The 21,584-nt window shown below is 65.8% G+C and carries 25 protein-coding genes; 10 read left to right on the top strand and 15 right to left on the bottom strand.

Annotation, left to right across the window (positions count from 1 at the left end; translation table 11 throughout):
- Window positions 1-73: 73 nt before the first annotated feature.
- On the top strand, window positions 74-1,132 hold the full coding sequence (locus HWX14_RS23700) for an NAD-dependent epimerase/dehydratase family protein (protein WP_175884808.1): 1,059 nt from the start codon (window positions 74-76) through the stop codon (window positions 1,130-1,132).
- A complete protein-coding gene (locus tag HWX14_RS23695) occupies window positions 1,129-2,118 on the top strand; it encodes an AraC family transcriptional regulator (RefSeq protein ID WP_175884807.1) in 990 nt (329 codons plus the stop codon). The genes HWX14_RS23700 and HWX14_RS23695 overlap by 4 nt, the downstream gene beginning before the upstream one ends.
- 45 nt (window positions 2,119-2,163) lie before the next feature.
- Here HWX14_RS23695 and HWX14_RS23690 read toward each other — a convergent pair whose 3' ends face one another.
- On the bottom strand, window positions 2,164-2,652 hold the full coding sequence (locus tag HWX14_RS23690; protein WP_175884806.1) for a RidA family protein: 489 nt from the start codon (window positions 2,650-2,652) through the stop codon (window positions 2,164-2,166).
- A 227-nt stretch (window positions 2,653-2,879) separates the two neighbouring features.
- On the opposite strand from HWX14_RS23690, the gene HWX14_RS23685 reads away from it, so the two are divergent.
- Window positions 2,880-3,179 carry an H-NS histone family protein gene (locus HWX14_RS23685; RefSeq protein ID WP_027786420.1) on the top strand — a complete coding sequence of 100 codons (300 nt, stop codon included), beginning with the start codon at window positions 2,880-2,882 and terminating at the stop codon, window positions 3,177-3,179.
- 179 nt (window positions 3,180-3,358) lie between these two features.
- Here HWX14_RS23685 and HWX14_RS23680 read toward each other — a convergent pair whose 3' ends face one another.
- Both HWX14_RS23680 and HWX14_RS23675 read right to left on the bottom strand, forming a co-directional pair.
- Window positions 3,359-3,691: a cupin domain-containing protein gene (locus HWX14_RS23680; RefSeq protein WP_175884805.1), complete on the bottom strand. Its 333-nt coding sequence runs from the start codon at window positions 3,689-3,691 to the stop codon at window positions 3,359-3,361.
- 443 nt (window positions 3,692-4,134) lie between these two features.
- Window positions 4,135-5,058, bottom strand: a complete 924-nt coding sequence (locus tag HWX14_RS23675) for a LysR family transcriptional regulator (protein WP_175884804.1) — start codon at window positions 5,056-5,058, stop codon at window positions 4,135-4,137.
- 67 nt (window positions 5,059-5,125) lie between these two features.
- Between HWX14_RS23675 and HWX14_RS23670 the strand changes: the two genes are divergently transcribed.
- Window positions 5,126-5,743 (top strand): LysE family transporter, encoded by a 618-nt coding sequence (locus HWX14_RS23670; RefSeq protein WP_175884803.1) that lies wholly within the window; start codon window positions 5,126-5,128, stop codon window positions 5,741-5,743.
- 63 nt (window positions 5,744-5,806) lie between these two features.
- On the opposite strand, the gene HWX14_RS23665 is transcribed toward HWX14_RS23670, so the two are convergent.
- On the bottom strand, window positions 5,807-6,439 hold the full coding sequence (locus HWX14_RS23665; protein ID WP_175884802.1) for an NAD(P)H-dependent oxidoreductase: 633 nt from the start codon (window positions 6,437-6,439) through the stop codon (window positions 5,807-5,809).
- Window positions 6,440-6,572: 133 nt separating this feature from the next.
- On the opposite strand from HWX14_RS23665, the gene HWX14_RS23660 reads away from it, so the two are divergent.
- Window positions 6,573-7,457: a LysR substrate-binding domain-containing protein gene (locus HWX14_RS23660; RefSeq protein ID WP_175884801.1), complete on the top strand. Its 885-nt coding sequence runs from the start codon at window positions 6,573-6,575 to the stop codon at window positions 7,455-7,457.
- A gap of 49 nt (window positions 7,458-7,506) precedes the next feature.
- Here HWX14_RS23660 and HWX14_RS23655 read toward each other — a convergent pair whose 3' ends face one another.
- Both HWX14_RS23655 and HWX14_RS23650 read right to left on the bottom strand, forming a co-directional pair.
- The gene (locus HWX14_RS23655; protein ID WP_175884800.1) at window positions 7,507-8,763 is read right to left on the bottom strand and encodes a saccharopine dehydrogenase NADP-binding domain-containing protein; all 1,257 of its coding nucleotides are present in this window, start codon (window positions 8,761-8,763) and stop codon (window positions 7,507-7,509) included.
- 43 nt (window positions 8,764-8,806) lie between these two features.
- Complete coding sequence (locus HWX14_RS23650) at window positions 8,807-9,724, bottom strand: acetoacetate decarboxylase family protein (RefSeq protein ID WP_175884799.1); 918 nt, start codon at window positions 9,722-9,724, stop codon at window positions 8,807-8,809.
- A gap of 235 nt (window positions 9,725-9,959) precedes the next feature.
- On the opposite strand from HWX14_RS23650, the gene HWX14_RS23645 reads away from it, so the two are divergent.
- Window positions 9,960-10,367 (top strand): DUF3224 domain-containing protein, encoded by a 408-nt coding sequence (locus tag HWX14_RS23645; RefSeq protein ID WP_175885548.1) that lies wholly within the window; start codon window positions 9,960-9,962, stop codon window positions 10,365-10,367.
- A gap of 9 nt (window positions 10,368-10,376) precedes the next feature.
- Here the strand turns inward: HWX14_RS23645 and HWX14_RS23640 are convergent, their stop codons facing one another.
- The 4 genes from HWX14_RS23640 to HWX14_RS23625 all read right to left on the bottom strand — a co-directional run bounded on the left by HWX14_RS23640 (window position 10,377) and on the right by HWX14_RS23625 (window position 14,066).
- Window positions 10,377-11,942 carry a methyl-accepting chemotaxis protein gene (locus HWX14_RS23640; protein ID WP_175884798.1) on the bottom strand — a complete coding sequence of 522 codons (1,566 nt, stop codon included), beginning with the start codon at window positions 11,940-11,942 and terminating at the stop codon, window positions 10,377-10,379.
- A gap of 410 nt (window positions 11,943-12,352) precedes the next feature.
- A complete protein-coding gene (locus tag HWX14_RS23635) occupies window positions 12,353-13,198 on the bottom strand; it encodes an MBL fold metallo-hydrolase (protein WP_175884797.1) in 846 nt (281 codons plus the stop codon).
- An 18-nt stretch (window positions 13,199-13,216) separates the two neighbouring features.
- Window positions 13,217-13,543: a hypothetical protein gene (locus HWX14_RS23630; protein ID WP_175884796.1), complete on the bottom strand. Its 327-nt coding sequence runs from the start codon at window positions 13,541-13,543 to the stop codon at window positions 13,217-13,219.
- A complete protein-coding gene (locus HWX14_RS23625; RefSeq protein WP_175884795.1) occupies window positions 13,536-14,066 on the bottom strand; it encodes a sugar ABC transporter in 531 nt (176 codons plus the stop codon). The genes HWX14_RS23630 and HWX14_RS23625 overlap by 8 nt, the downstream gene beginning before the upstream one ends.
- 149 nt (window positions 14,067-14,215) lie before the next feature.
- Between HWX14_RS23625 and HWX14_RS23620 the strand changes: the two genes are divergently transcribed.
- Window positions 14,216-15,109, top strand: a complete 894-nt coding sequence (locus tag HWX14_RS23620; RefSeq protein ID WP_175885547.1) for a LysR substrate-binding domain-containing protein — start codon at window positions 14,216-14,218, stop codon at window positions 15,107-15,109.
- 57 nt (window positions 15,110-15,166) lie between these two features.
- On the opposite strand, the gene HWX14_RS23615 is transcribed toward HWX14_RS23620, so the two are convergent.
- Complete coding sequence (locus tag HWX14_RS23615; protein WP_175884794.1) at window positions 15,167-16,072, bottom strand: LysR family transcriptional regulator; 906 nt, start codon at window positions 16,070-16,072, stop codon at window positions 15,167-15,169.
- A 116-nt stretch (window positions 16,073-16,188) separates the two neighbouring features.
- On the opposite strand from HWX14_RS23615, the gene HWX14_RS23610 reads away from it, so the two are divergent.
- Complete coding sequence (locus HWX14_RS23610) at window positions 16,189-16,779, top strand: flavodoxin family protein (RefSeq protein WP_175884793.1); 591 nt, start codon at window positions 16,189-16,191, stop codon at window positions 16,777-16,779.
- Between the two features lie 74 nt (window positions 16,780-16,853).
- On the top strand, window positions 16,854-17,909 hold the full coding sequence (locus HWX14_RS23605; RefSeq protein WP_175884792.1) for an aldo/keto reductase: 1,056 nt from the start codon (window positions 16,854-16,856) through the stop codon (window positions 17,907-17,909).
- A gap of 87 nt (window positions 17,910-17,996) precedes the next feature.
- Here the strand turns inward: HWX14_RS23605 and HWX14_RS23600 are convergent, their stop codons facing one another.
- From HWX14_RS23600 to HWX14_RS23590, 3 genes are all read right to left on the bottom strand, one after another.
- On the bottom strand, window positions 17,997-18,224 hold the full coding sequence (locus tag HWX14_RS23600) for a tautomerase family protein (RefSeq protein WP_023476728.1): 228 nt from the start codon (window positions 18,222-18,224) through the stop codon (window positions 17,997-17,999).
- An 81-nt stretch (window positions 18,225-18,305) separates the two neighbouring features.
- Window positions 18,306-19,007 (bottom strand): carboxymuconolactone decarboxylase family protein, encoded by a 702-nt coding sequence (locus HWX14_RS23595; RefSeq protein ID WP_244130315.1) that lies wholly within the window; start codon window positions 19,005-19,007, stop codon window positions 18,306-18,308.
- Between the two features lie 205 nt (window positions 19,008-19,212).
- Window positions 19,213-19,623, bottom strand: a complete 411-nt coding sequence (locus tag HWX14_RS23590) for a cupin domain-containing protein (RefSeq protein ID WP_175884791.1) — start codon at window positions 19,621-19,623, stop codon at window positions 19,213-19,215.
- 130 nt (window positions 19,624-19,753) lie between these two features.
- On the opposite strand from HWX14_RS23590, the gene HWX14_RS23585 reads away from it, so the two are divergent.
- The gene (locus tag HWX14_RS23585; protein WP_175884790.1) at window positions 19,754-20,656 is read left to right on the top strand and encodes a LysR family transcriptional regulator; all 903 of its coding nucleotides are present in this window, start codon (window positions 19,754-19,756) and stop codon (window positions 20,654-20,656) included.
- 202 nt (window positions 20,657-20,858) lie between these two features.
- Here HWX14_RS23585 and HWX14_RS23580 read toward each other — a convergent pair whose 3' ends face one another.
- The gene (locus HWX14_RS23580) at window positions 20,859-21,542 is read right to left on the bottom strand and encodes a TetR/AcrR family transcriptional regulator (protein WP_175884789.1); all 684 of its coding nucleotides are present in this window, start codon (window positions 21,540-21,542) and stop codon (window positions 20,859-20,861) included.
- Window positions 21,543-21,584 lie beyond the last annotated feature (42 nt).

The raw sequence follows: 21,584 nt of genomic DNA, 5'->3' as shown, positions 1-21,584 counted from the left end.
GCGCGCTTTGCGAGTGAAGTGGCGCGCAAAAGGCGGCATCATGGCGCATCACTTCTGCAATGGAATCCCCTCCATGAATATCGATACCGACCTCCCCGTCATGGTGACCGGCGCGACCGGATACGTCGCGGGCTGGCTCGTGCAGCGGCTGCTCGAGGCCGGCCTGACGGTCCACGCGGCCGTGCGCGACCCCGACAGCCCGGACAAGCTCGCGCATCTCCAGCGCATCGCGGCCGGCAAGCCCGGCACGATCCGCTATTTCCGCGCCGACCTGCTCGAGCCCGGGTCGTACGCCGACGCAATGGCGGGTTGCGGCACCGTGTTCCATACCGCGTCGCCGTTCACCGTCACCGTTCACGATCCGCAGAAGGAGCTGGTCGATCCGGCGCTGCTCGGCACGCGCAACGTACTCGAGACGGCCAACCGCACGCCGTCGGTGCGGCGCGTCGTGCTGACCAGCAGTTGCGCGGCGATCTACGGCGACAACGCCGATCTCGCCGCGACGCCCGATGGTGTGTTCACCGAAGCGATCTGGAACACCAGTTCGTCGCTGACCCATCAGCCCTATTCGTATTCGAAGACGGTCGCCGAGCGCGAAGCGTGGACAATCGCCCGCGGACAGCAACGCTGGGATCTCGTCACCATCAATCCGTCGCTCGTGATCGGGCCCGGCATCAACCCGTACGCGACGTCGGAAAGCTTCGAGATCGTGCGGCAGATGGGCAACGGCACGATGAAGATCGGCGTGCCGGATCTCGGCATGGGCGCGGTCGATGTCCGCGACGTGGCCGACGCGCATCTGCGCGCGGCGTTCCTGCCGGACGCGAACGGCCGCTACATCGTGTCGGCGCACGACACGAGCCTGCCGGCGATGGCCGCCACGCTGCTGGAACGGTATGGCGCCGACTACCCGATTCCGCGGCGCATCCTGCCGAAGTGGCTGGTGTGGCTGGTCGGTCCGGTCGCGAACAAGAGCGTGACGCGCCGCGTGATCGCGCGCAACGTCGGGCTACCCTGGCGCGCCGACAATAGTCGCAGCCGCAACGAACTGGGCATCCGCTATCGCCCGCTCGCCGAGTCGATGAACGACTTCTTTCAGCAGCTCGTCGAAACCGGGCAGTTGCGGAAATGAACCGCTTCGCGATTTCGCCGGGCTGGCAGGTCGTGATGGTCGACCTCGGCCTGCGCGTCGACGAACTGCTGCGGCGCGCGCAGTTGCCCGCCGATCTGTTCACGCGGCCGGAGAACGGGCTGACGACCCGCGAATACTTCGGCCTGTGGCGCGCGATGGAAGACATGGCGAATGCGCCGGCCGTCGCGCTGCGCATTCTCGATCTGCTCTCCGTCGAAACCTTCGATCCGCCGCTGTTCGCCGCGTTGTGCAGCCCCAACTTCGAGATCGCGATCCGGCGCATCAGCCAGTTCAAACCGCTGATCGGCCCGGTCCGGTTGCGCGTGTCGCACGAGGCCGACGCGCTGACCCTCGCCGTCGACTTCCTGGAGCGCGACGTGCCGCCGCCCGGCATGCTGGTCGCGGCCGAACTCGGCTTCTTCGTGAAACTCGCGCGGCTGGCGACCCGCACCGAGCTGCCGGCGCGCGCCGTCACGCTGCCGCGCGACGTCAGCCCCCATCCCGGCTATGCGCGCTTTTTCGGCGTGACGCCGCGGTACGGCGATGCGCCCTCCGTGAGCGTGGCGCTGCAGGATGCGCGACGCCCGTTCGTGACCGCGAACCACGCGATGTGGCAGATTTTCGAACCGGACCTGCGCCGCCGTCTCGACGCGCTGTCGGCCGAGGCCGGCATCGTCGAGCGCGTGCGTGCGGCGCTGCTCGAATTGATTCCGGGCGGGCTCGCGACCGCGGACGGCGTCGCGCAAACGCTTGCGATCAGCAAGCGGACGCTGCAGCGGCGGCTCGGCGACGAAGGCGCGAACTTCAAGAACCTGCTGGCGGAGGTGCGCGAGAAGCTCGCGTGGCATTACCTCGATCGCTCGGACCTGCCCTACAGCCAGATCGCTTTCCTGCTCGGCTACCAGGATCCGAATTCGTTCTTCCGCGCCTTCAACGAATGGACCGGGATGACGCCCGAAGCCGCTCGCTCGCGCACGTTGCGTTGATCAACGCAACGCCGCCCGCTGTCCCGTCGCCGCAGTGATCCCGAATCAACCGGCCGCGCCGCTGCGATTCAGCCCGAAAACGAAATCGGCTTCGACCGACGCGCCCTTCGGCAATTGCAGCACGCCGACCGACGAACGCGTATGGACGCCGGCGTCGCCGAGTACCGCGACCAACACATCCGACGCGCCGTCGGCCACCTCGCTTTGCATCGTGAAGCCGGGCGCGCTTCGCACGTACACGGTCATGCGCGGCACCGTCGCGATCGCGTCGAGCGTGCTGCAATGCTTGCGGATCAGCGACAGCGCGCGCAGCGCGGAAATGCCGGCCGCGCGGCGGCCGTCGTCCAGCGAAACGGATTCGCCCACGATGCCGACGAAATGCACGACTTCCCCGATTCGCGGGATCTGGCCGGCAATGTAGGCCGTGCTTCCGTCGATCAGGACCGGCGTGTACTTTCCGCCGATCCGGATCGTTTCGTCCGGATCGAATCCGAATTCGGCGGCGACCTGTTTCAGTTTGTCATCCCTGTTCATCAGTGAATTCCCCAATCCCTCTGAAAAAAGATAAAGAATAATTGAGTCTCCGAAGCTTGTCCCGCACGAGAAGATCGGACACAAACGATCCCGCCAAGCCACTTCTCAGGTGTTCGAAGTAGTCGCGCATTGCCATATCGACAATGGAATTCGTAGTCGGAGCAATTTTCTTCGTCATTTCCGGTTGAAACCGCTATCATGTATGGACACAACCTGAAGAGTGATATATGGCAACTTACAAGGAACTGAAAGCCCAAATGGATGCTTTGGCCGAGAAAGCCGAAGCAGCGCGCGCCGCTGAATTCCAGGCGATCGTCGACGACATCCGCACCAAAGTCGCGGAATACGGCATTACCGAAAAAGACATTTTCGGTACACGCCGCGGTCGGCCGGCCAAACAGGCGGGCGCCCCCGTGCAGGCCAAGTATCGCGATCCGAAGTCCGGGGCGACCTGGTCGGGCCGCGGTCGCGCGCCCGCATGGATCAAGGATGCGAAGAATCGCAATCGATTCCTGATCCAGGAATAAGCATCCCGGCAGGGTCCGGTGCGCGGTTCGACGCGCAGTCCGGCAATGTGGGCATTGAGTGGGGCATCGATACTCGATACCGGCGGTATTCCAGAGCCGCTCCGGTTGACGAAGTTTTGCCCGATCGGCGTGTCGCGCACGAGTCAATCCACCGATCGTGCCGCACGCCGATCCTTTCTTCAGCGTTCGTAATAGATTGCAAGCCATACGGTTTGCACTTCGTCATGCGTCCATGCGACACGATGACGGCAATGCGGCTCGATCAGCACGTAATCTCCGGCGCGCATATCGAGCCGCGTCGCATTCTCTTCGAATTCGAGCACGGCCGCGCCGGACAGCAGCACGACCCATTCGGCCCGCGGGTCGTCATACCAGAACCCGTCCGGGCTCGCATGCCCCATCGATACGATTCGCTCGACGTTCACGCGCGGGCCCGTGACGAGCATGTCGATTCGCTCGTCGCCGCCGCGCCGCCCTTCGACGTCGAATAAATTACCGGTTTGAAGTTGCATGGCTTCGCCTCGTCGTGGATCTTCGGGTAAGGGATGCGGATTTAAAGGCGACGGAAAATGTTCGCTGCAGCCTGACGTCGCCCTGGTTTGCACGTACATCGTTAAAAACCGTGTCAAAAAGATGAAGAATAGCGGTGACTTCACCGGTGCTCATTCGCTGCGGCGATAAAGCACGCATCGGCATTCTTTTAGCGACGCACGCGCCTCGATCGACGCATTTTCCGTTCGCTGGCTGGCGTGAGCAAGCACCGGCAAGACCATTCTTTCTTTGTTTCGATTCGAGGTTGCGTTTGCCCGATGAGCGACAATATTGTCCGGGTCGTCCATATCGATGCGAGCGCCGGCGAAGTACCGGCCCTTGCGGCACGCAGGATCGCATGGCGCGTCGCGCATCCGCACACGCGTCTTCGCCGGTCATTTGAAATCCCGCCCACCAACCTCTGTCAGACCATCTCCTTCAACCACTCCAACAACGCCGCCTGCGCACTCCCGTCCACGACCGGCGCCGGTGTCAACAGGTAGTAATCCGATCCATCCTCGACGAACCCCATCGGCGCAACCAGCACACCGCTTTCGATATCGTCGCGCACCAAATGCCACGGCCCGATCGCTACGCCCAGCCCCGCGACGGCCGCCTGCAGACTGAAGTAGAAGTGATCGAACCTCTGCCCGCGCCCGTTCGCGGCCGGCTGATTCGCCGCCACCGCCCACGCGTTCCATGCGTCCGGCCGGGTCCGCGTATGCAGCAGCGCGGCGTCGGGCTTCAACGTGCGGCCGCCGCGACGCGACGCAAACCACGCGCCGGCCTTGTCCGGCCGGCAAACGGGCCCCACCCGCTCGGCAAACAGACGCTCGGCGTGATACCGCGCCGGCCATGCGAAATCGTTGCGACGAATCGCCATGTCGATACCGCTGTCGAACGAGAACGGCCCGCCCGCGGCGGCCAGATGGATATCGACGCCCGCATGCCGTGCCTGGAAATCCGGCCAGCGCGGGATCAGCCAGCGCATCAGGAGCGTCGGCTCGCACGACAGGACCGAACGCCGTGCACGGGCGGCCTCGGTGCGCAGCGCGTGGGCGGCGTGACGCATCAGGCCCAGACCGTCATGGACGGCCTGCGCGAGTGTGCGGCCCCCATCGGTCAGGAACACGCGACGGCTGCGTCGCTCGAACAGCGCCACGCCGAGATCGTCCTCGAGCAGACGCACCGCGCGGCTGACCGCGCCGTGGGTCAGGCACAGCTCGTCGGCCGCGCGACTGAAATTCTCGTGACGCGCCGCCGCCTCGAAACAGCGCAGCGCCATCAGCGACGGCAGGTTCGTCCGAATCGATTGTGATTCAGACTCACCATTCTGGTCAGAAATCATCGTTTTTCCTGATGAAGCGTAATCGATACGATTGTGCCATCAACGTATCCGTCGCAGGAGAAACGCCATGACCGAACTGATAGTCGTAGTCACCATTACGCTGCTGGCCGTCATCAGCCCGGGGCCGGACTTTGCGATGGTCACGCGCAACAGCCTGATGCTGTCGCGTCGTTCCGGCGTGCTCACCGCATGCGGGATCGGGCTCGGCGTCACGGTCCACGTGAGCTACACGCTGCTGGGCGTCGGGCTGCTGATCCGCCAGTCGCTGTGGCTCTTCAATGCCGTCAAGCTGATCGGCGCGATCTACCTGGTCTACCTCGGCGCAAAGATGCTCATGACGAGAGCCGGCGGCGTGCAAGCCGACACCCGCGTGGCGCCGCTGTCCGATCTCGCCGCGCTGCGCACTGGCTTCCTGACCAATGTGCTGAATCCGAAAACCACGGTGTTCATCGTCAGCCTGTTCATGCAGGCCGTCCGGCCCGACACGCCGTTGGCCGTGCAGATCGGCTACGGCGCATTCATCGCGGCCGCGCATGCCGGCTGGTTCAGCCTCGTGGCGATCTGTTTCTCGGCCACGGCGGTGCGCGATCGCCTGCTGTCGCTGCGGCACTGGATCGATCGCACATTCGGATGCCTGCTGGTGGGCTTCGGCGTCGCGCTCGCCATCGCGCGCGGCGGGCGCTGACGCTCGACCCGCGCGGATGCAGGGCGTCGGACGCCCCACGCCGGGTGCCCCGCGCCGGCAACGTCAGAACGTCGGTGCGATCGCGCGTGCTTCGTCGATCGCCCGGCTCCGATCGACCTTCCCGTCCGGGCCGAACAACGTGCGCTCGACGACGATACCCGTGATGTCCGTCACGCCCACGAACTTGAGCCACGTTTCCATGTAAGGGCGCTGCAGATCGAACTCGGCGGCCGGCGTAAACGACCCCGGCGACTGATAGGCGAGGCCGCGCGCGTAGACGACCGCCGCCTTTTTGCCGACCAGCTTGCCGGTAAAACCCGCGGCGTCGAACGTGAACAACACGTCCTCCTGCGAGATCACGTCGATCAGGTGCTTGAGCTTGTACCGAATGCTGAAATTCCACAGCGGCACGCCGAACAGGAACTTGTCCGCTTCGTGGAACGGCGCCGCGAGCCGCTCGATCTGCCGCCACGCCGCCGCCTGCTCCGGCGTCAACGCCGTGCCGCCCAGTCCGGCATATTTCGCGGCCAACGCGGCGCCGTCGAATTCGGGCAGCGGCAGATCCCAGATATCGATCTTCCGGATCTCGTGATCGGGATGGGCCTGCCGGTACGCGTCGAGAAATGCCTCGCACACCTCGATGGATGCCGAATAGGCCTTGTTGGCTGAGCCTTCGATATAGAGCACGCGTGTCATGGCGCCGGTCCTTGCCAGGGGGTGACGGCGGCGCGCCCCATGCGCGCTCGCCCACCGTGCTTCACAGCCTATCGGGGCGGCCTATAATCCGGAAACGATATTAATTGATCAAATTAACCTGGATTGGTGATAAATGAATCCTCCCCTCGACACGGCATTGCTTCATACGTTCGTCGCGGTCGCCGACGTGCGCAGCTTCACCGGCGCCGGGCGCCGGCTGAACCTCAGCCAGTCCGCGGTCAGCGCGCAGATCGTTCGCCTCGAAGAACAGGTCGGCCAGGCGCTGCTCGTGCGCAACACGCGCAGCGTCACGCTCACCGGGCATGGCGAGACGCTGCTCGGCTACGCGCGCGCGATGCTCAATCTGAGCGAGGAAGCGCGGGCCAGGCTCGGCACGGGTGACGCCGTCGACGTCAAGCTGCGGATCGGCGTGTCGGAGGACTTCGCCGGCGGCTGGCTGCCGGACCTGATGCGCCGCCATGGCGCCGCGCGACGCGGCCTGCGGCTCGATCTGGTCGTCGACATCGGCGACAACCTGTTTCGACGGCACGCCAACGGCGAATTCGACGTCGTGATCGGCAGCCGGTGCTCGCACGCGGGCCACGGCGCGACGCTGTGGCAAGAGCCGCTCGTCTGGGCGTTCGCGCGCCACGAGCCGCTTCCCGAAGGCGACGTGCCGCTCGCGTGTTTCCCCGATCCATGCCCGTATCGCGGCGCCGCCATCACGGCGCTCGCGCTGGCCAGCATGCGCTACCGGATCGCGTGCGAAAGCCCGAGCGTGACCGGCATCCGGACCTTCGCACGAGCCGGCATCGCGATCGCGCCGGTGCCGCGCAGCGCGATCGACGACACGCTGCGCGAATTGGGTGTGTCCGAAGGTTTGCCGGCGCTACCGGTGGCAGAATTCGTGATGATGCATGACGCGCGGATGCCGGCGGCCGCCGAATTCGCCGCGATGATTCTGGACGAGACGGCTGCCCGCACGGGCGCGGGCAAGCACGGCCGAGTGCAGCGGTAGCGCACGGCGAGCGTATTCGCCCGGCTCGAACACCTGACGGAGACTGCGTTCAAACCACCTCGAAACGCAACCCCGCATGGCGAACCAGACGCTCGATATAGCGTTCGTCGAACATCGTCGCGGGCGTCCAGAAACCGCCGCCGCGCCCGGTCTTCACGCCGTCACGGCTGCAATCGAGCGCGAGACCGATCGCGGCCTGCCCGAGCATCTTGCCGGTGGAGCCATAGCCGGGATCGCGGTCACCGGTGACTTTCACGCGCAAGGTGCGCCCGTCGTCGGCGCGGCCGAAGAAGCGCAAATCGTAGCGGCCAGCCTGCTGGGCTTCGACGCTCGGCCCCTCGCCGGGCTTCGGCAGCAGGAAGCGCTCCATCAGGCCGCGCACCGGCGCGATGAGGACACCGACCATGAATGCGCCGAGGCCCGCCACCATCGTCAGCGCGGTCACGCGCCCCTTCAGGCCCGTGCCCGTCATCACGGCTTCGTCATAGGTAAAGCGGCTGCCGTATGCATTGTCCGCCAGCGCATTCGAGCGGTGCACGACGCGCTCGTTGATCGCCGCCATCACGAACGGCGCGATCCACGCGTTGCAGTCGCGATCGAATTCGGCGGATCGAACCGCATGCTGCCGCGCCGTGAAGCCATGTCGTTGCGGACACAACGAATAAGGATCGAGCAGTTCCCGGCGCAATGCCGGATCGGCCGCCGCTTCGCGCACGACGTTGATCACGCTGGCCACGGTGCCGCCCGACGCGCCGCCCTTCAGCGTTTTCACGCGCATCTTCACGTGAGCGGCCGGCATGCCCCACTGCTGCCGCGCCTGTTGCTGCAGAAAGAAAACGCCCATGTCGGACGGCACCGAATCGAAGCCGCAGCAATGCACGATGCGCGCACCCGATTGCCGGGCCGCGGGCTCGTACTTGTCGATCATCCGTTTGATCCACTGCGTCTCGCCGGTGAGATCGCAATAGTCGGTGCCGGTTTGCGCGCAGACCCGGACCAGCGGCTCGCCGTACAGCGCGTAGGGGCCGACGGTGGACACGACCACCCGCGTTTGCGCGCACAGCGCCCGCAGCTGCGCTTCGTCGGCCGCGTCGGCGACGATGATCGGGACCGCCTGCCCGGCCGCGCCGAGCGTATCCCTGACCTGCCTGAGCTTCGCGTCGGACCGGCCCGCGATCGCCCAGCGCAGCGTCTCGCCGGCACCGGCGTCCGACAAAGACAGATAGTCGGACAGATAGCGGGCCAGGATCTGCCCGACGAAACTGGTGGCGCCGAATACGACGAGATCGTAGGTCGGTTGGGGCATGGACGACTCCTTCGGCGCGCGCACGTCGCACGCATCCGTATCGTTAGCGTGGCTTTCCGGGTTCATCGAAGGCCGTCAACGGCGTCGGCAGATTCAGCACCAGTTGCGCATCCTTGACCACGTCGAGACGCATGATTGTGGACGCGCCGAGCCCGTCGAGCAACTGGCTCAGCGGCCCACCGTGCCGCACGAGCTCGACGTTGCGCGGCAACAGGCGCTGCGCGAACGACAGCATGTTGGTCTGCACCGACGCCTGATGCCATGCGCCGTCGATGCGGTTGATCATCGTCGTCGTGCCCATGTGCGATTGCGACGGCACGCTGGTCAGCGCCGGCAGCGGCACGCTCAGGCTCAGATCGGGCCGCCCGCCCGGGCCGGCGATACGCGCGCGCGCCGTCGCGCCGATGTTCACGTCGATATCCGCGAGCCACTTCGGCAACTGATAGCCGTGGACACCGCGCACCCGCGCGATTTCCGTCGTGACCGGCAGCGCCAGCACGTGCGCGAAGAAGCTGCGGCGCCGCATCGAGTCGATCAGCTCGAGCGCGTGCGAGCCTTTCGCGCCGGGCCGGCGGATCACCACCGCGACCGATACTTCGTCATACGGATCGTTGTCGCACACCGAATACGAAAAGAACGTCAGCGCGACGAGCCCGTATCCGGGCAGCGCCCGCAGCGGTTCGAGCGGAACCGGCAGCATGGTGCGCAGGCGGTCGAGCGGCGCAAGAAACAGCAGCTGAATGCTGCTGGAACGATAGTAGAAGTTCGGCGCCCACGTCGGGCCCACGCGCGACATCACCTGACGCTTCGGAATCCGCCGGAAAAAATCGATGTTCCCGGCGGCGGGATCGCGCGCCACAGCGTCCAGGTCCGGATTCATTCGGAACCGGTCGTAGTACCCGCCCTCCGGCACGTCGACCGTATGCGGCCCGAATTCGACCTGTGTAAAACGCCTGTCCATGTTCGTTGTCTCCCGTCGATCGTCGACCGTGGCAGGCAACGCCCGAAGCCTGCCGATTCACTGTCGTCGGCAAGCACTCTAAGATTCAAGTCAACTTCAAGGTCAAGGCGCCGAGTAGAGGAATATGTCGGACTTGGGGTGCGGCGCACATGTGACGATCCTCGGGCCGCGCGTGCTCAAGGATCGACAGCGCTGGCTTATAGTGCAGGTTGCCCATTCAACGAGGAGAAACAGTATGAAACTGCAGGCCAGCGGTCCGTTCGAAGTGAAGCTGAATCCCGAACCCTTGAGTCACGTTGCGGAAAACAGCGGGCTCGGCCGCATGTCGCTGGACAAGCATTTTCACGGCGATCTCGAAGCCGTCAGCCAAGGCGAAATGCTCGCGTTTCGCAGCAGCGTTCAGGGTTCGGCCGGCTACGTCGCGTTGGAAACCGTCAAAGGCGTGCTCGGCGGACGCAAGGGCAGCTTCGTGCTGCAGCACAGCTCCACCATGACGCGCGGGCAACCGACGCAGTCGATCACGGTCGTGCCCGATTCCGGAACGGACGAATTGCTCGGGCTGTCCGGCACGATGCGCATCGACATCGACAACGGCCAGCATGCGTACCGCTTCGACTACGCATTGCCCGACTCGCCGCGGTAAGCCCGCCCGTCACGCGAGCGCCGCTTCGCGCAGACGGAACTGCGCGACCGCCGCGCTCAGCCGCGCACCCTGTTCGTCGAGCGACAGTGCCGCGGCCGCCGCCTCCTCGACCAGCGCGGCATTGCGCTGCATCGTCTGCTCCATCTGGATCACCGCGGCATTCACCTGCTCGATGCCCGACGACTGCTCGTCGAATGCCTGGCTGGTTTCCCCCATGATCGCGTTGACGCGCTCGACCGCCGCGACGAGCTCGGCCATCGCCGAGCCGGCCAGTGCGACGAGGCCGCTGCCGTCTTCGACACGTCGCGCGGAATGGCCGATCAGGTCGCGAATTTCCTTCGCTGCCGCCGCACAGCGCTGCGCGAGCCCGCGCACCTCGGTCGCGACGACCGCGAACCCGCGCCCCTGCTCACCCGCACGCGCGGCTTCGACCGCGGCGTTCAACGCGAGGATGTTCGTTTGAAACGCGATGCTCTCGATCACGCCGACGATGCCGGAGATGCGCGTGGAGCTGTTCGAGATTTCCGACATCGTCTCGACGACGCGCTGCATCGCTTCGCCGCCGCGCGACGCGATGCCGGCCGCGCCCTCGACGTACGTGCGCGCATCGCGCGCGTTGTCCGCGTTCTGGCGCACGGCCGCCGTCAGTTGCTCGACGCTCGCGGCCGCCTGCTGCAGCGACACGGCCTGCTGCTCGGTGCGCGCGGACAAATCGACGTTGCCGCTCGCGATCGTGCGCACGTCGCCGACGATCGTCTCGGTGCTCGCGCGCACCTGGCTCACGGTATCGACGAGGCCGTCCTGCATCCGCTTCAGCGCATTCAGCAGATACGCCATCTCGTTCTCGCCCGGCACGACGACGGCGCCGGTCAGGTCGCCTTTCGCGATCTTGTCGAACTGGTCGACCGCGAGGTTGATCGGCTCGATGATCGCCTTCGCGAGCACGCGCTGCGCCACGAACCCGACGACGAGCGCCAGCACCGCGACCGCCCCCATCCCCCACACGATCCGGTGGAAATTGACGCCGGCTGCATCGTAGCGGGCCTTCTGGCGCGTGACCTGGAACGATTCGAGTGCGTCGATCGCCTCCTGGTAGGCGGCGAACAACGCAGGCGGCGCGGTGCGCTGCGTGTCGAGGAAGTTGAACGCGTCGTCGCCGTCGAGCTGCGATAGCGCCTTCAGGAACACGCGGTCGAGCAGCGCGCGACGGCGGTTCTGCAGCGTGTCGAACAGCGCCTGCTCGCCGGCGTCGCGCGCGTGCAGACGCGTGTACGCGTCCAGTTCGTCGTTGCTCTGCTTGAGCAGCATGTGCAGTTGCGCGACTTCGTCCTTCGCGGGCTGGCCGGCGCTGATGATCTGCGCGACGTCGCTCATCCGTTCGCGCAGCACGAGCATCCGCTCGGAGCTGGTCTTCAGGTGCAGCAGCGACGCGGTGTCGTCGCGGTACATCGCCTCGAGCGAGCCGTTGCCGACGTAGAGGGCCGCGATGCAGGCGCCGACCACCAGCACGAGCAGCACGGTATAGCCGGCGATGGTCGCGACAAGACCACCACGAATAGTGAGTTGTTTTCGCATGACGTTCCCTTGAGCCGGCCGGGCACGGCCAGCGGCGGATGTGAATTCCGGAACACGAACGGCGCGCGCCATCACGCGATACGCGGCGCGGGGCTGCGAACGAGTTAACGGCGCGGGGAACGGGCGGCTTTTATCCGCACGCGACGCGAATCCTGACGATTGCGACAGAGGAAGTGGAAACAGCGCGGCTAATCGCCGTCGCCGAGCCGGGCGCGAAGCTCGTCGGCCGACAGTCGCGCGGGCGCGTGGCGATCTGCCAAACGTTTCCGTACGCGTCCTTCACCATCGGCCGCCTGTCGCCGGACGGCATCGCGGCGGACGCTTTCAGCGGGATCGCTTGCGCGGCGAGCGCCCACCGGCAAGTCGAATCGGCGCCGTCGACATGCATGTACGGAAACGCCGGCATCGCATCACGCGTCGGTCTCGTAAAACAGGCCGTATTCGCCGTTCGTTCGCCTGATTCGCGCGAACCCCGGTTCGCCCAGATGCATGCCGGCGATCAACAACCCTTCCGCGCTGACCCGGTCGAGCAGCCGCGCACGCGTGGCCGCCGCCTGCGACGCATCCTGATCGAATGCAATCGATACGTCCGGCCGCTTGATCTGGATGTGCGGAAAATGCACGATGTCGCCCCACACGAGCAGGCCCTGATCGCCGGATTCGAGCACATAGCCGGTGTGCCCGTCGGTATGTCCCGGTAGCGGCACGGCAGCGATTCCCGGCAGCACCTCGCCTTCGTCGAAGGTCCGCAGCGCATCGCCGTAAGCATCGAATACCTGACGCGCGAACCGGAAATTGCCGCGCGCGCGCTCGCTGGCGCGGCTCAGGTTGCCGTCGTCCCGCCAGAACGCGACCTCGCGTCGATGCGCGACCAGTTCCGCATTCGGAAACGCAACGTGCCCGGCGGCATTCACCAGCCCGCCGACGTGGTCGGGATGCGCGTGGGTGAGCAGCACGGTGTCGATCGCGACAGGATCGATGCCGGCAAGCCGCAGATTGTCCATCAGGCGGCCGCCCCAGTGCCTGATGCCGCCGGCCCCGGCATCGATGAGAATCGTGCGGCCCGCGCCGCGCACCACGTAGCAGTTGATATGCACGGCGGACGGCTCCTGCTGCCCGGCCGCACGCTGCATCCCGGCAGCGTCGGTCACGTCGATATTCGACAGGAAATCGAGGCTGGCCGTGAGGTAGCCGTCGCTGATCGCGGTGATCGTGAAATCTCCGACACGCCGGCCGGGAAACGTAACGTTGGACATCGTGCTTCTCCGGAGCGGCTAGTTTCTGGCGTGAAGGGTCGGCGCGGCATGACCGAAGCAACGGATGCGTGCCGTCAGCCCCGTGCGGCGAACGATCGCCTGGTCCAGCGCTTCCATGAACGCATTCATGACCGCCGGTGGTCGAGACGACGCCACGCGATACTGGATTTCCGCGAAAACGGGATGCCCGCATCCATGCCGAACCGCCACGTAAATGACATGCACGTTCCTCGGTTCTGCCTGAAGGACATCCGTACAGAGTGCGATGCAGTCGCCGGACAATTCGGCAAGGCGCTCATCCTGCGGCATGCGTTCCGCATCGATATGGAAAGTCACGTTAGGCATCGCGGGCCGCCTTCGTCAGTTGTTCGGTCATCGGTGCGTAAAGGTAAAGCCCGGCCGGCACGTTCCCGGCAAGCGGCGCATCGCGCCGCGGGAGGACCGCGAGCCAGCGGCGCGCCGGACACTGCTCCAGCGCCACGGCCTGCATGGCCAGCGGCGTCAGGCCCAGTTCGATCAGCGAGTCGGGCCCGCTTGCGCTCAACACGAGCAGTTCATCGGCATCGACCGCCGGCGCACGACCGATAGCGCTATAGAGATTGCGGTGCCAGTCGGTGATGTGCTGCTGCCACCGCGCGAAATTGCCGCCGCCCTTCTGCCGATATTCATCGCCGGTCAGCACGTCGAGGCCGTCGATCGTGTGAACGGCCAGATACACGGGGCAGCCGTCGCTGATCGCCCTGAACCGCTGCGACGTGTGGAAACCCGTCACCGAGATGAGGGCCGGCAGCTTGTCGAGGCTGTAGAAGTCGTTCCATTCGGCTTCGCTGGCCAGGTCGGCGAAGCTGCATTCCACGGTATAGATCATCGGCTTGTCCTTGGCTTCGAATGCAGGATATTCGGTGCAGTGACGTAATGCTAATCTGCTGTTTCCCGCGTAGAAATCGACTTAAAGTCAGCCTTCAGTGATATTTGATCAAGCTGACCGTTGAACCCACCCCGACCGGCGAGATCCCGATGCGACGCAAGATCCCGAGCAATTCCGCGCTTCTGGCCTTCGAGGCGGCGGCGCGACACGGCAGCTTCGCCCGCGCCGCCGACGAGCTGGCGCGCACCGAAGGCGCGGTCAGTCGCCAGATCGGCCGGCTGGAGGCGTTTCTCGGCGTGACGCTGTTCGAGCGCGTCGGCAACCGGGTGCGGCTGGCGCCCAACGGCACGCGATACGCGGCGCAGGTGCGCGAAATTCTGGATCGGCTCGAACGGGACAGCCTGTATCTGATGGGGCAGCCCGTCGAAGGCGCGAGCATCGATATCGCCGCGATTCCGACCTTCGCGACCCGCTGGCTGATCCCGCGGCTGAAGCGCTTTCAGGCGCGCCATCCGAACGTCACCGTGCATATCGCCGAACGGATGGAACCGTTCCTCCTGGCCGGCAGCGGCTTCGACGCGGCCATTCATTTCGCGCATCCGGCCTGGGCCGGCATGCATGTGCATCCGCTGCTGGAAGAGGTGCTGGTGCCGGTCTGCAGTCCGGCGCTTCTCGAACGCGAGGGCGCGAACCCGTCGCTGGATGCGCTGCCGCGCCTTCACCGGCGGCAGAATCCGGATGCGTGGCAGCGCTATGCAGAGGAGACCGGCATCGCGCTGACCAATTCGGCGGTCGGCCCGCGATACGATCTCCATTCGATGCTGATCGAGGCCGCGCTGGCCGGCCTCGGCGTCGCACTGGTGCCACGTCTTTACATCGGGACCGAGCTTGAACAAGGGCGTCTGGTCGCGCCCTGGCCGGACGGCGAAGCGGTGACGAAAAACTTCTGCCTCGTGATGCCCGAGCCGATCGAATTGAGCGCGGCGCCGGTGCGGGCGTTTGCGGAGTGGGTGCTGGGCGAGGCGCGAGATGGGGTACGTTGATGCCGCGCCCGATGTTCATCGCGACACGGATTCGGAAGGGCCTGCTCCGCCGCTCCACTAATCCAGATACGGCTCCAACACACCCCCGATCCAGTCCATGAAAGCCCGCACGCGCGGCGACAGATTGCGCCGATGCGCGACGACGAGCGACGCGGCAAGCGGCTCGGGCCGCAAGTCCGGCAACACCTCCACGAGCGCGCCGCTTTCGATGTGATGCGCGAGCGCCGAATAGCCGGCCTGGATCAGCCCGATGCCCGCGAGGCCCGCTGCGTGATAGGTCTGCACACTGTTGACCTGCATCGCGCTCGGCAACGGCAGCCACGCATAGCCGTCGCCGTCCGGGTATTCCCATCCGGGATGCCGCGCGCCGAGCGTCAGCGTGTAGTGGATCATCCTGTGCCCCTGGCTGTGCAGATCGGCGAGCGTATGCGGCACGCCATGCCGCGCCAGATAGTCGGGGCTCGCCGCATTCGTCATGCGCAGCTTGCCCAGCGGCCGCGCAATCAGCGTCTCGTCGGCGATCGGGCCCAGCCGGATCACGCAATCGAACCCTTCCCGAACGAGATCGACACGCCGGTCGGTGCTCGAAAGCTCCAGCTCCAGGTCCGGATGCGCGGCCATCAGTTGCGGCAGCGCCGGCACCACGACGCTGCGCGCGAGTTCCGTGGGCATGTCCACGCGCAACCTGCCGCGCAGCGATGTACCGCGCCCCGAGAACATCGACTGCAATTCCTGCACTTCGGCGAGCAGATCGGTTGCGCGCGCATAGAACGCGCGTCCGTCTTCGGTGAGCTGCACGCGTCTCGTGGTCCGGTGCAGCAGTGCGACGCCCATATCCCGTTCGAGCGCGCGGATAACCGTGGATACCCGTCCTTTCTGAATACCGAGGCTTTCGGCGGCATGCGTGAAGCTCGCCATTTCGGCGACACGGGCAAAAATCAAAAGCGCGTCAAGGTTCTGCATTGTTCATCCGGAAAGTAACAGAACGTTCAATCTGTCGTCGTTTATAACCCGATTGCGGCTCGGTAGAGTGGCTTCCCACGTCGTCTGAATGACAACCCGAACGAAAGGAAACCCTCATGGATCAACTCAACCCGCCGGTGAGAACGGTCGTCGTCTACCACTCCGGCTACGGCCATACGCAACGGATGGCCGCCGCTGTCGCGGACGGCGCCGGCGCCGCACTCGTCGCGATCGATGCCGACGGCAACCTCGCCGACGACGCGTGGAACACGCTGGCCGGCGCCGACGCAATCCTGTTCGGCTCGCCGACCTACATGGGCGGCCCGAGCTGGCAGTTCAAGAAGTTCGCGGACGCGTCATCGAAGGTCTGGTTCGAAAGCGGATGGCAGAACAAGATCTTCGGCGGCTTCACCAATAGCGCAAGCATCAACGGCGACAAGCTCAATACGCTCGAATACTTCTTTCTGCTCGCCGGACAGCACGGCGGCATCTGGGTCAGCATGGACATCAAGCCGGCGAATCTGAAAGCATCGACGCGTGACGACCTGAACCGCATGGGCGCCTACATCGCGCCGATGGCGCAGACGCCAGCCGATGCGTCGCCGGAAGAAATGTCACCGGGCGATCTCGAAACGGCCCGCCGCTACGGCGCGCGCGTCGCGGCGATTGCCGGGCAGTTGCGGGCCGGCCAATCACGCGCTAACTGACATTCCCATGTTCATGCGGGGCGCCACCGGCCGACGCCCAGCATTGTGTCCGGCCGATTCTGAAGGGCGCCGAAATGAAATACAAGCAATTGGGCCGCACGGGCCTCTATGTGTCCGAGCTGTGTCTCGGCACGATGACGATGGGCGGCAATGCGGATGCCGGCATGTGGGCGGCGATCGGCGCGGTCGGCCAGGACGACGCGAACCGTTTGATCGCCCGCGCGCTCGACGCAGGCATCAACTTCATCGACACCGCCGATATTTACGCGTTCGGCCAGGCCGAACGCGTGGTCGGGCAGGCGCTGCGCGATCTCGGCGTTCCGCGCCACGAGATCGTGCTGGCGACGAAGACGGCCGGCGTGATGGGCGCGGGCCCGAACGACCAGGGCGCGTCGCGCGGTCACATCATGGATTCGGTGCAGCGCAGCCTGGAACGGCTCCAGGTCGACCATATCGACCTGTACCAGATTCACGCGAGCGACCCCGTCACGCCGATCGAGGAGACGCTGCGCGCGCTCGACGATCTGACGCGACAGGGGCTGATTCGTTACGTCGGCGTGTCGAACTGGCGCGCGGGCAAGATCGGCAAGGCGCTCGGCCTGAGTGCCGCGCTGCACGCCACGCGCTTCGAGACGCTGCAGGCCTACTACTCGATCGCCGGGCGCGACGTGGAGCGCGAACTCGTTCCGCTCGCCGTCGACGAGCAGATGGGGCTGCTCGTGTGGTCGCCGCTCGCCGGCGGCTTGCTGTCAGGCAAGTTCGGCCCTGGTGCATCGACCGAAGCGGGATCGCGGCGCGGCCATTTCGATTTTCCGCCGGTCGACCTGGATCGGGCTTGGCCGTGCGTGGCGGAAATGCGCGCGATCGCCAACTCGCACGACGTGTCGGTCGCGCGGATCGCGCTCGCGTGGCTGCTCGCGAAGCCAGCGGTCACGAGCGTCATCATCGGCGCCAAGCGGATCGACCAGCTCGACGACAATCTCGGCGCGGTCGATGTCGTCCTGACCGACGACGAACTGGCGCGTCTCGATGCCGTGAGCGCGTTGCCGCCCTGCTATCCCGGCTGGATGATCGCGCGTCAGGAAGCGGGCAGGATTCCCGGGCCGTTCACGCGCACCGCGTCGCAATAGGAACGGCGGCACTTCATCTCATCGGCGGTTCGACGCGGGCGGTGGCGAAGCGGCTCGTGTCGAACCAGGCGCGCGTGCGATGCGCGCTTACATCCGGTAGCCCGGCTTCTTGTACAGCGTCCCGGAACGCGCGTCGATATCCGGACGATAGACTTCCTCCTTCCATCTATCCGCCGGAATTTCCTCGAAACCGACTGAAACGGATTCCTCACCATAACCGAGTATGTCCATCACGTCGCGCGTGATGGCGTCCGCGAGACGTTGCTTCTGTTCCTCGGTCTTCCCGGGCCAGGCTTTGACGATGACGTGGGGCATGACATCTTTCTCCAGAGTTCAACAATGACGGCGTGCGCGCGGCCGCGCTCAATACGCCTGACTCGTTGGCCGGGGCGCCGGTCACGCCGCGCGCCGTGAAAACACGTCCTTGAACACCGGCATCGCCGAAAAGACGTTCGGCCATCCCGCGTAGAACGCCAGTTGCGTCAACGTCTCGGACGCTTCGGCCTGCGTAAGCCCGTTGTCCATCGCCCGGTTCAGGTGATACGGGATCTGCGCGACCTGGCCGTTGGCGACGAGCGCGCTCACCGTCACGAGGCTGCGGTCGCGCGGCGCGAGGCCCCGGCGCAGCCACAAGTCGCGAAACAGCGCATCGGTCGTGTACTCGACCACGCCCGGCGCGACGGCGCCGAAGTTGTCCGCGACCGTCCGCGCGCGCTGCGCCTCGGCCGCCTCGTTCAGCGGCAGCGGCGTGACGTCCGCGGGCGCGAGCTGATCGGGCCCGATGCCGCGTTCGTCATAGACGTGCTTGACGACGATCGACGCGGCGCTCGCGTTGGTCCATCCCGCGTAAAAGGCCAGGTGCGCGATCATTTCCGATATTTCCGCGGGCTTCACGCCGTGATCCAGCGCGAGACGCACATGAAGCGGCATCTCGACGGTCTGGCCGCGAGCGATCAGCACCGACAGCGTCACGATGCTGCGATCGCGCGGCGACAGTTGTGGTCGCTTCCACAAGCCGTCGAACACGGTGCGCGCTGTATAGCGCTCGAAGGCCGGCGCAACCGCTTTCAAATCATTGGGAGACAGGGGTTCCTGCATGGTGTCGCTCCTTTGCATGTTGGCGCACGCGGCGGCAAGCAGTGCCAGGCTCGTCGCGGCGACGAGTCGCAACGGGCGACGCGTGCGATCGTCAATGCGCGTCGTACTGCGCATCGATGACGTGTTCGAGCCAGTTGACGTCGGTCTCATCGAGCGCCTCCTGAAGCACGACGTGCGCGACATCCGCCGCCGCAGCCGCGTGCGTTCATTGCTGTTCGCCGCCACCGAGATATTCCTCGTCCGTCACCTTGTCCAGCCAGTTGACGTTCTTGCCGTCGAGCGCTTCCTGAATCGCGATATGCGTCATCGCGGTGGTCGACGTCGCCCCGTGCCAGTGCTTGTGGCCCGGGGGGCACCAGATCACGTCGCCCGCGCGGATCTCGACGCGCGGCTCGCCGTCGCATTGCGTCCAGCCGCAGCCGGCGGTCACGATCAATGTCTGGCCGAGCGGATGCGTATGCCACGCGGTGCGTGCGCCCGGCTCGAACGTCACGCTGGCGCACGATACGCGCGCCGGCGGCGGCGGTGCGTTCAGCGGGTCGATCCGGACCGTGCCGGTGAACCATTCGTCGGGGCCCTTGATCGAGGGCTGCGAGCCCGCGCGCTTCAGTTCCATGATGTCGTCCTCTACCGAAAAGGGTGCCGCATGGAGCGTTCCAGCGGCCAGTCGTCCCACTTTAATGACTCGCGATTCATGCGACTAGGTGGCAAAATCGGCATAGGCCTATGCTGTGGTGCATGAATCAATGGAAGACTTCAACGATCTGGTGGCGTTCATGGCCGTCGCGCGCGAGCGCAATTTCACGCGGGCGGCCGCGCAGCTCGGCGTGTCTCAATCGGCGCTGAGTCGAACGGTGCGTGCGCTGGAAACGCGCATGGGCATTCCGTTGCTGACGCGCACGACGCGCAGCGTATCGCCGACCGAGGCCGGCGAGCGCTTGCTGGAATCGATCGCCCCGCGCTTTCAGGAAATCGAGGCGGAGCTGGAAGCGCTACGCGCGATGACGGCGCAGCCGGCCGGCAACGTCCGCATCACCGCGACGGACTATGCGGCGAACGAGTACGTGTGGCCGCGGCTGCAACCGCTGCTGCGCCGGTATCCGGCGCTCAAGGTCGAGCTGGTGAACGACTATGGTCTGACCGATCTCGTCGCCGGCCGCTACGACATCGGCGTGCGGCTCGGCGACCAGGTCGCCAAGGACATGGTCGCGCAGCGCATCGCGCCGGACATGACGATGTCGATCGTCGGTTCTCCCGATTACCTTGCGTCCCGACCCACGACGAAAACGCCTCAGGATCTGACGCAACACAACTGCATCAATCTTCGGCTGCCGACCAGAAACGCGCTGCTGTCGTGGGAGTTGAGCAAGGGGCGGCGCGAGTTGCAGGTGCGCGTCGAAGGGCAGCTGACGTTCAACAACGTCTATCAGATGGTCGACGCGGCGCTTGCCGGCTTCGGGCTCGCCTATGTGCCGAAGGACCTGGTCGCGCATCACGTCGAAGCTGGCCGGCTCGGTTGGGTGCTGGAGGACTGGTTTCCGACGTTCGTCGGACACCACGTCTATTACCCGAGCCGGCGCAAGTCGTCGCGGGCCGTCGAACTCGTGGTCGACGCGCTCCGGGCCGGGTATCAACGCAACACGCGGTGAGCACGGGCCGTCACGCCAACGCGTCGACCGCCAACAGCATTCGAAATGCCGTGGCCCTGCGCACGCCGCCACGGGATTGAACGGAACTGCGTCGAGTCACGGGCAGACGCGATCGGCCATCACGCCCCCGATACGCGGGGTACGTCGGACAACACCGTCGAGCGACAGGATCTCGCCTGGCGACATCGTCCACGCTCGCGCATCACTTCGGAAACACGCCCTTGCTCATCGCATCGAGCTGCCGAACGATTTCCGCACGCAGTTCGGCCGATACCTCGACGCTGTCGAGCAGTTCCGAAATCCACAACCCGTCGGCCGCGAGCCGGCAGATCATCAGCGTCGCGGCCTGTTCGAGCGGCACCGGATCGGGCCGCGTCCATTCGCGCATCGGCACCGACCAGCGCGCACGCGTGTCCTGCTCGGTGATCATCGATGCGACCAGCACGCGCAGCACCTCGATACTCGCGGCAGGATTGGCCGCATCGAGCACCGCATGCAGATACGCGCGCGCCGCCGCACCGTCGCCGCTGGAATCGGCCGCCATCCGCGCGGCCAGTTGCGCGCCGAACCGCTCGGTCGCCTGCCCGAACAGCGCATCCAGCAGCCCCTGCTTGTTCGCGAAATGATATTGCAGCGCGCCTTTCGTCACGCCAGCCCGTTCGGCCACCGCATCGAGCGTCAACGCGGCCACGCCGTGATGCGTCGCGATCTCCGACGCGGCCGCCAGCAATTGCGCGCGCACCTGCTCCGGCGCTTTTTTTCGGCGCACGCCGGCCACGGCTGCGGCCGGCGCCGATGATCCTTCGGAGGCCCGTGTATCGGGCTTTCCAGCCGGTTCGACAGGCGCGGACACGTCGCGCGGCGTGGGTTCGAGGCGTTTTTTCATGGTGCGGATGGTAGCACCCGGATGTCTTCGGATAAACATTCC

The sequence above is a fragment of the Burkholderia sp. BCC0044 genome (assembly GCF_902832955.1).
In the GTDB taxonomy this organism is placed as follows: Bacteria; Pseudomonadota; Gammaproteobacteria; order Burkholderiales; family Burkholderiaceae; genus Burkholderia.
This window is presented reverse-complemented; position numbering and strand designations above follow the sequence as displayed.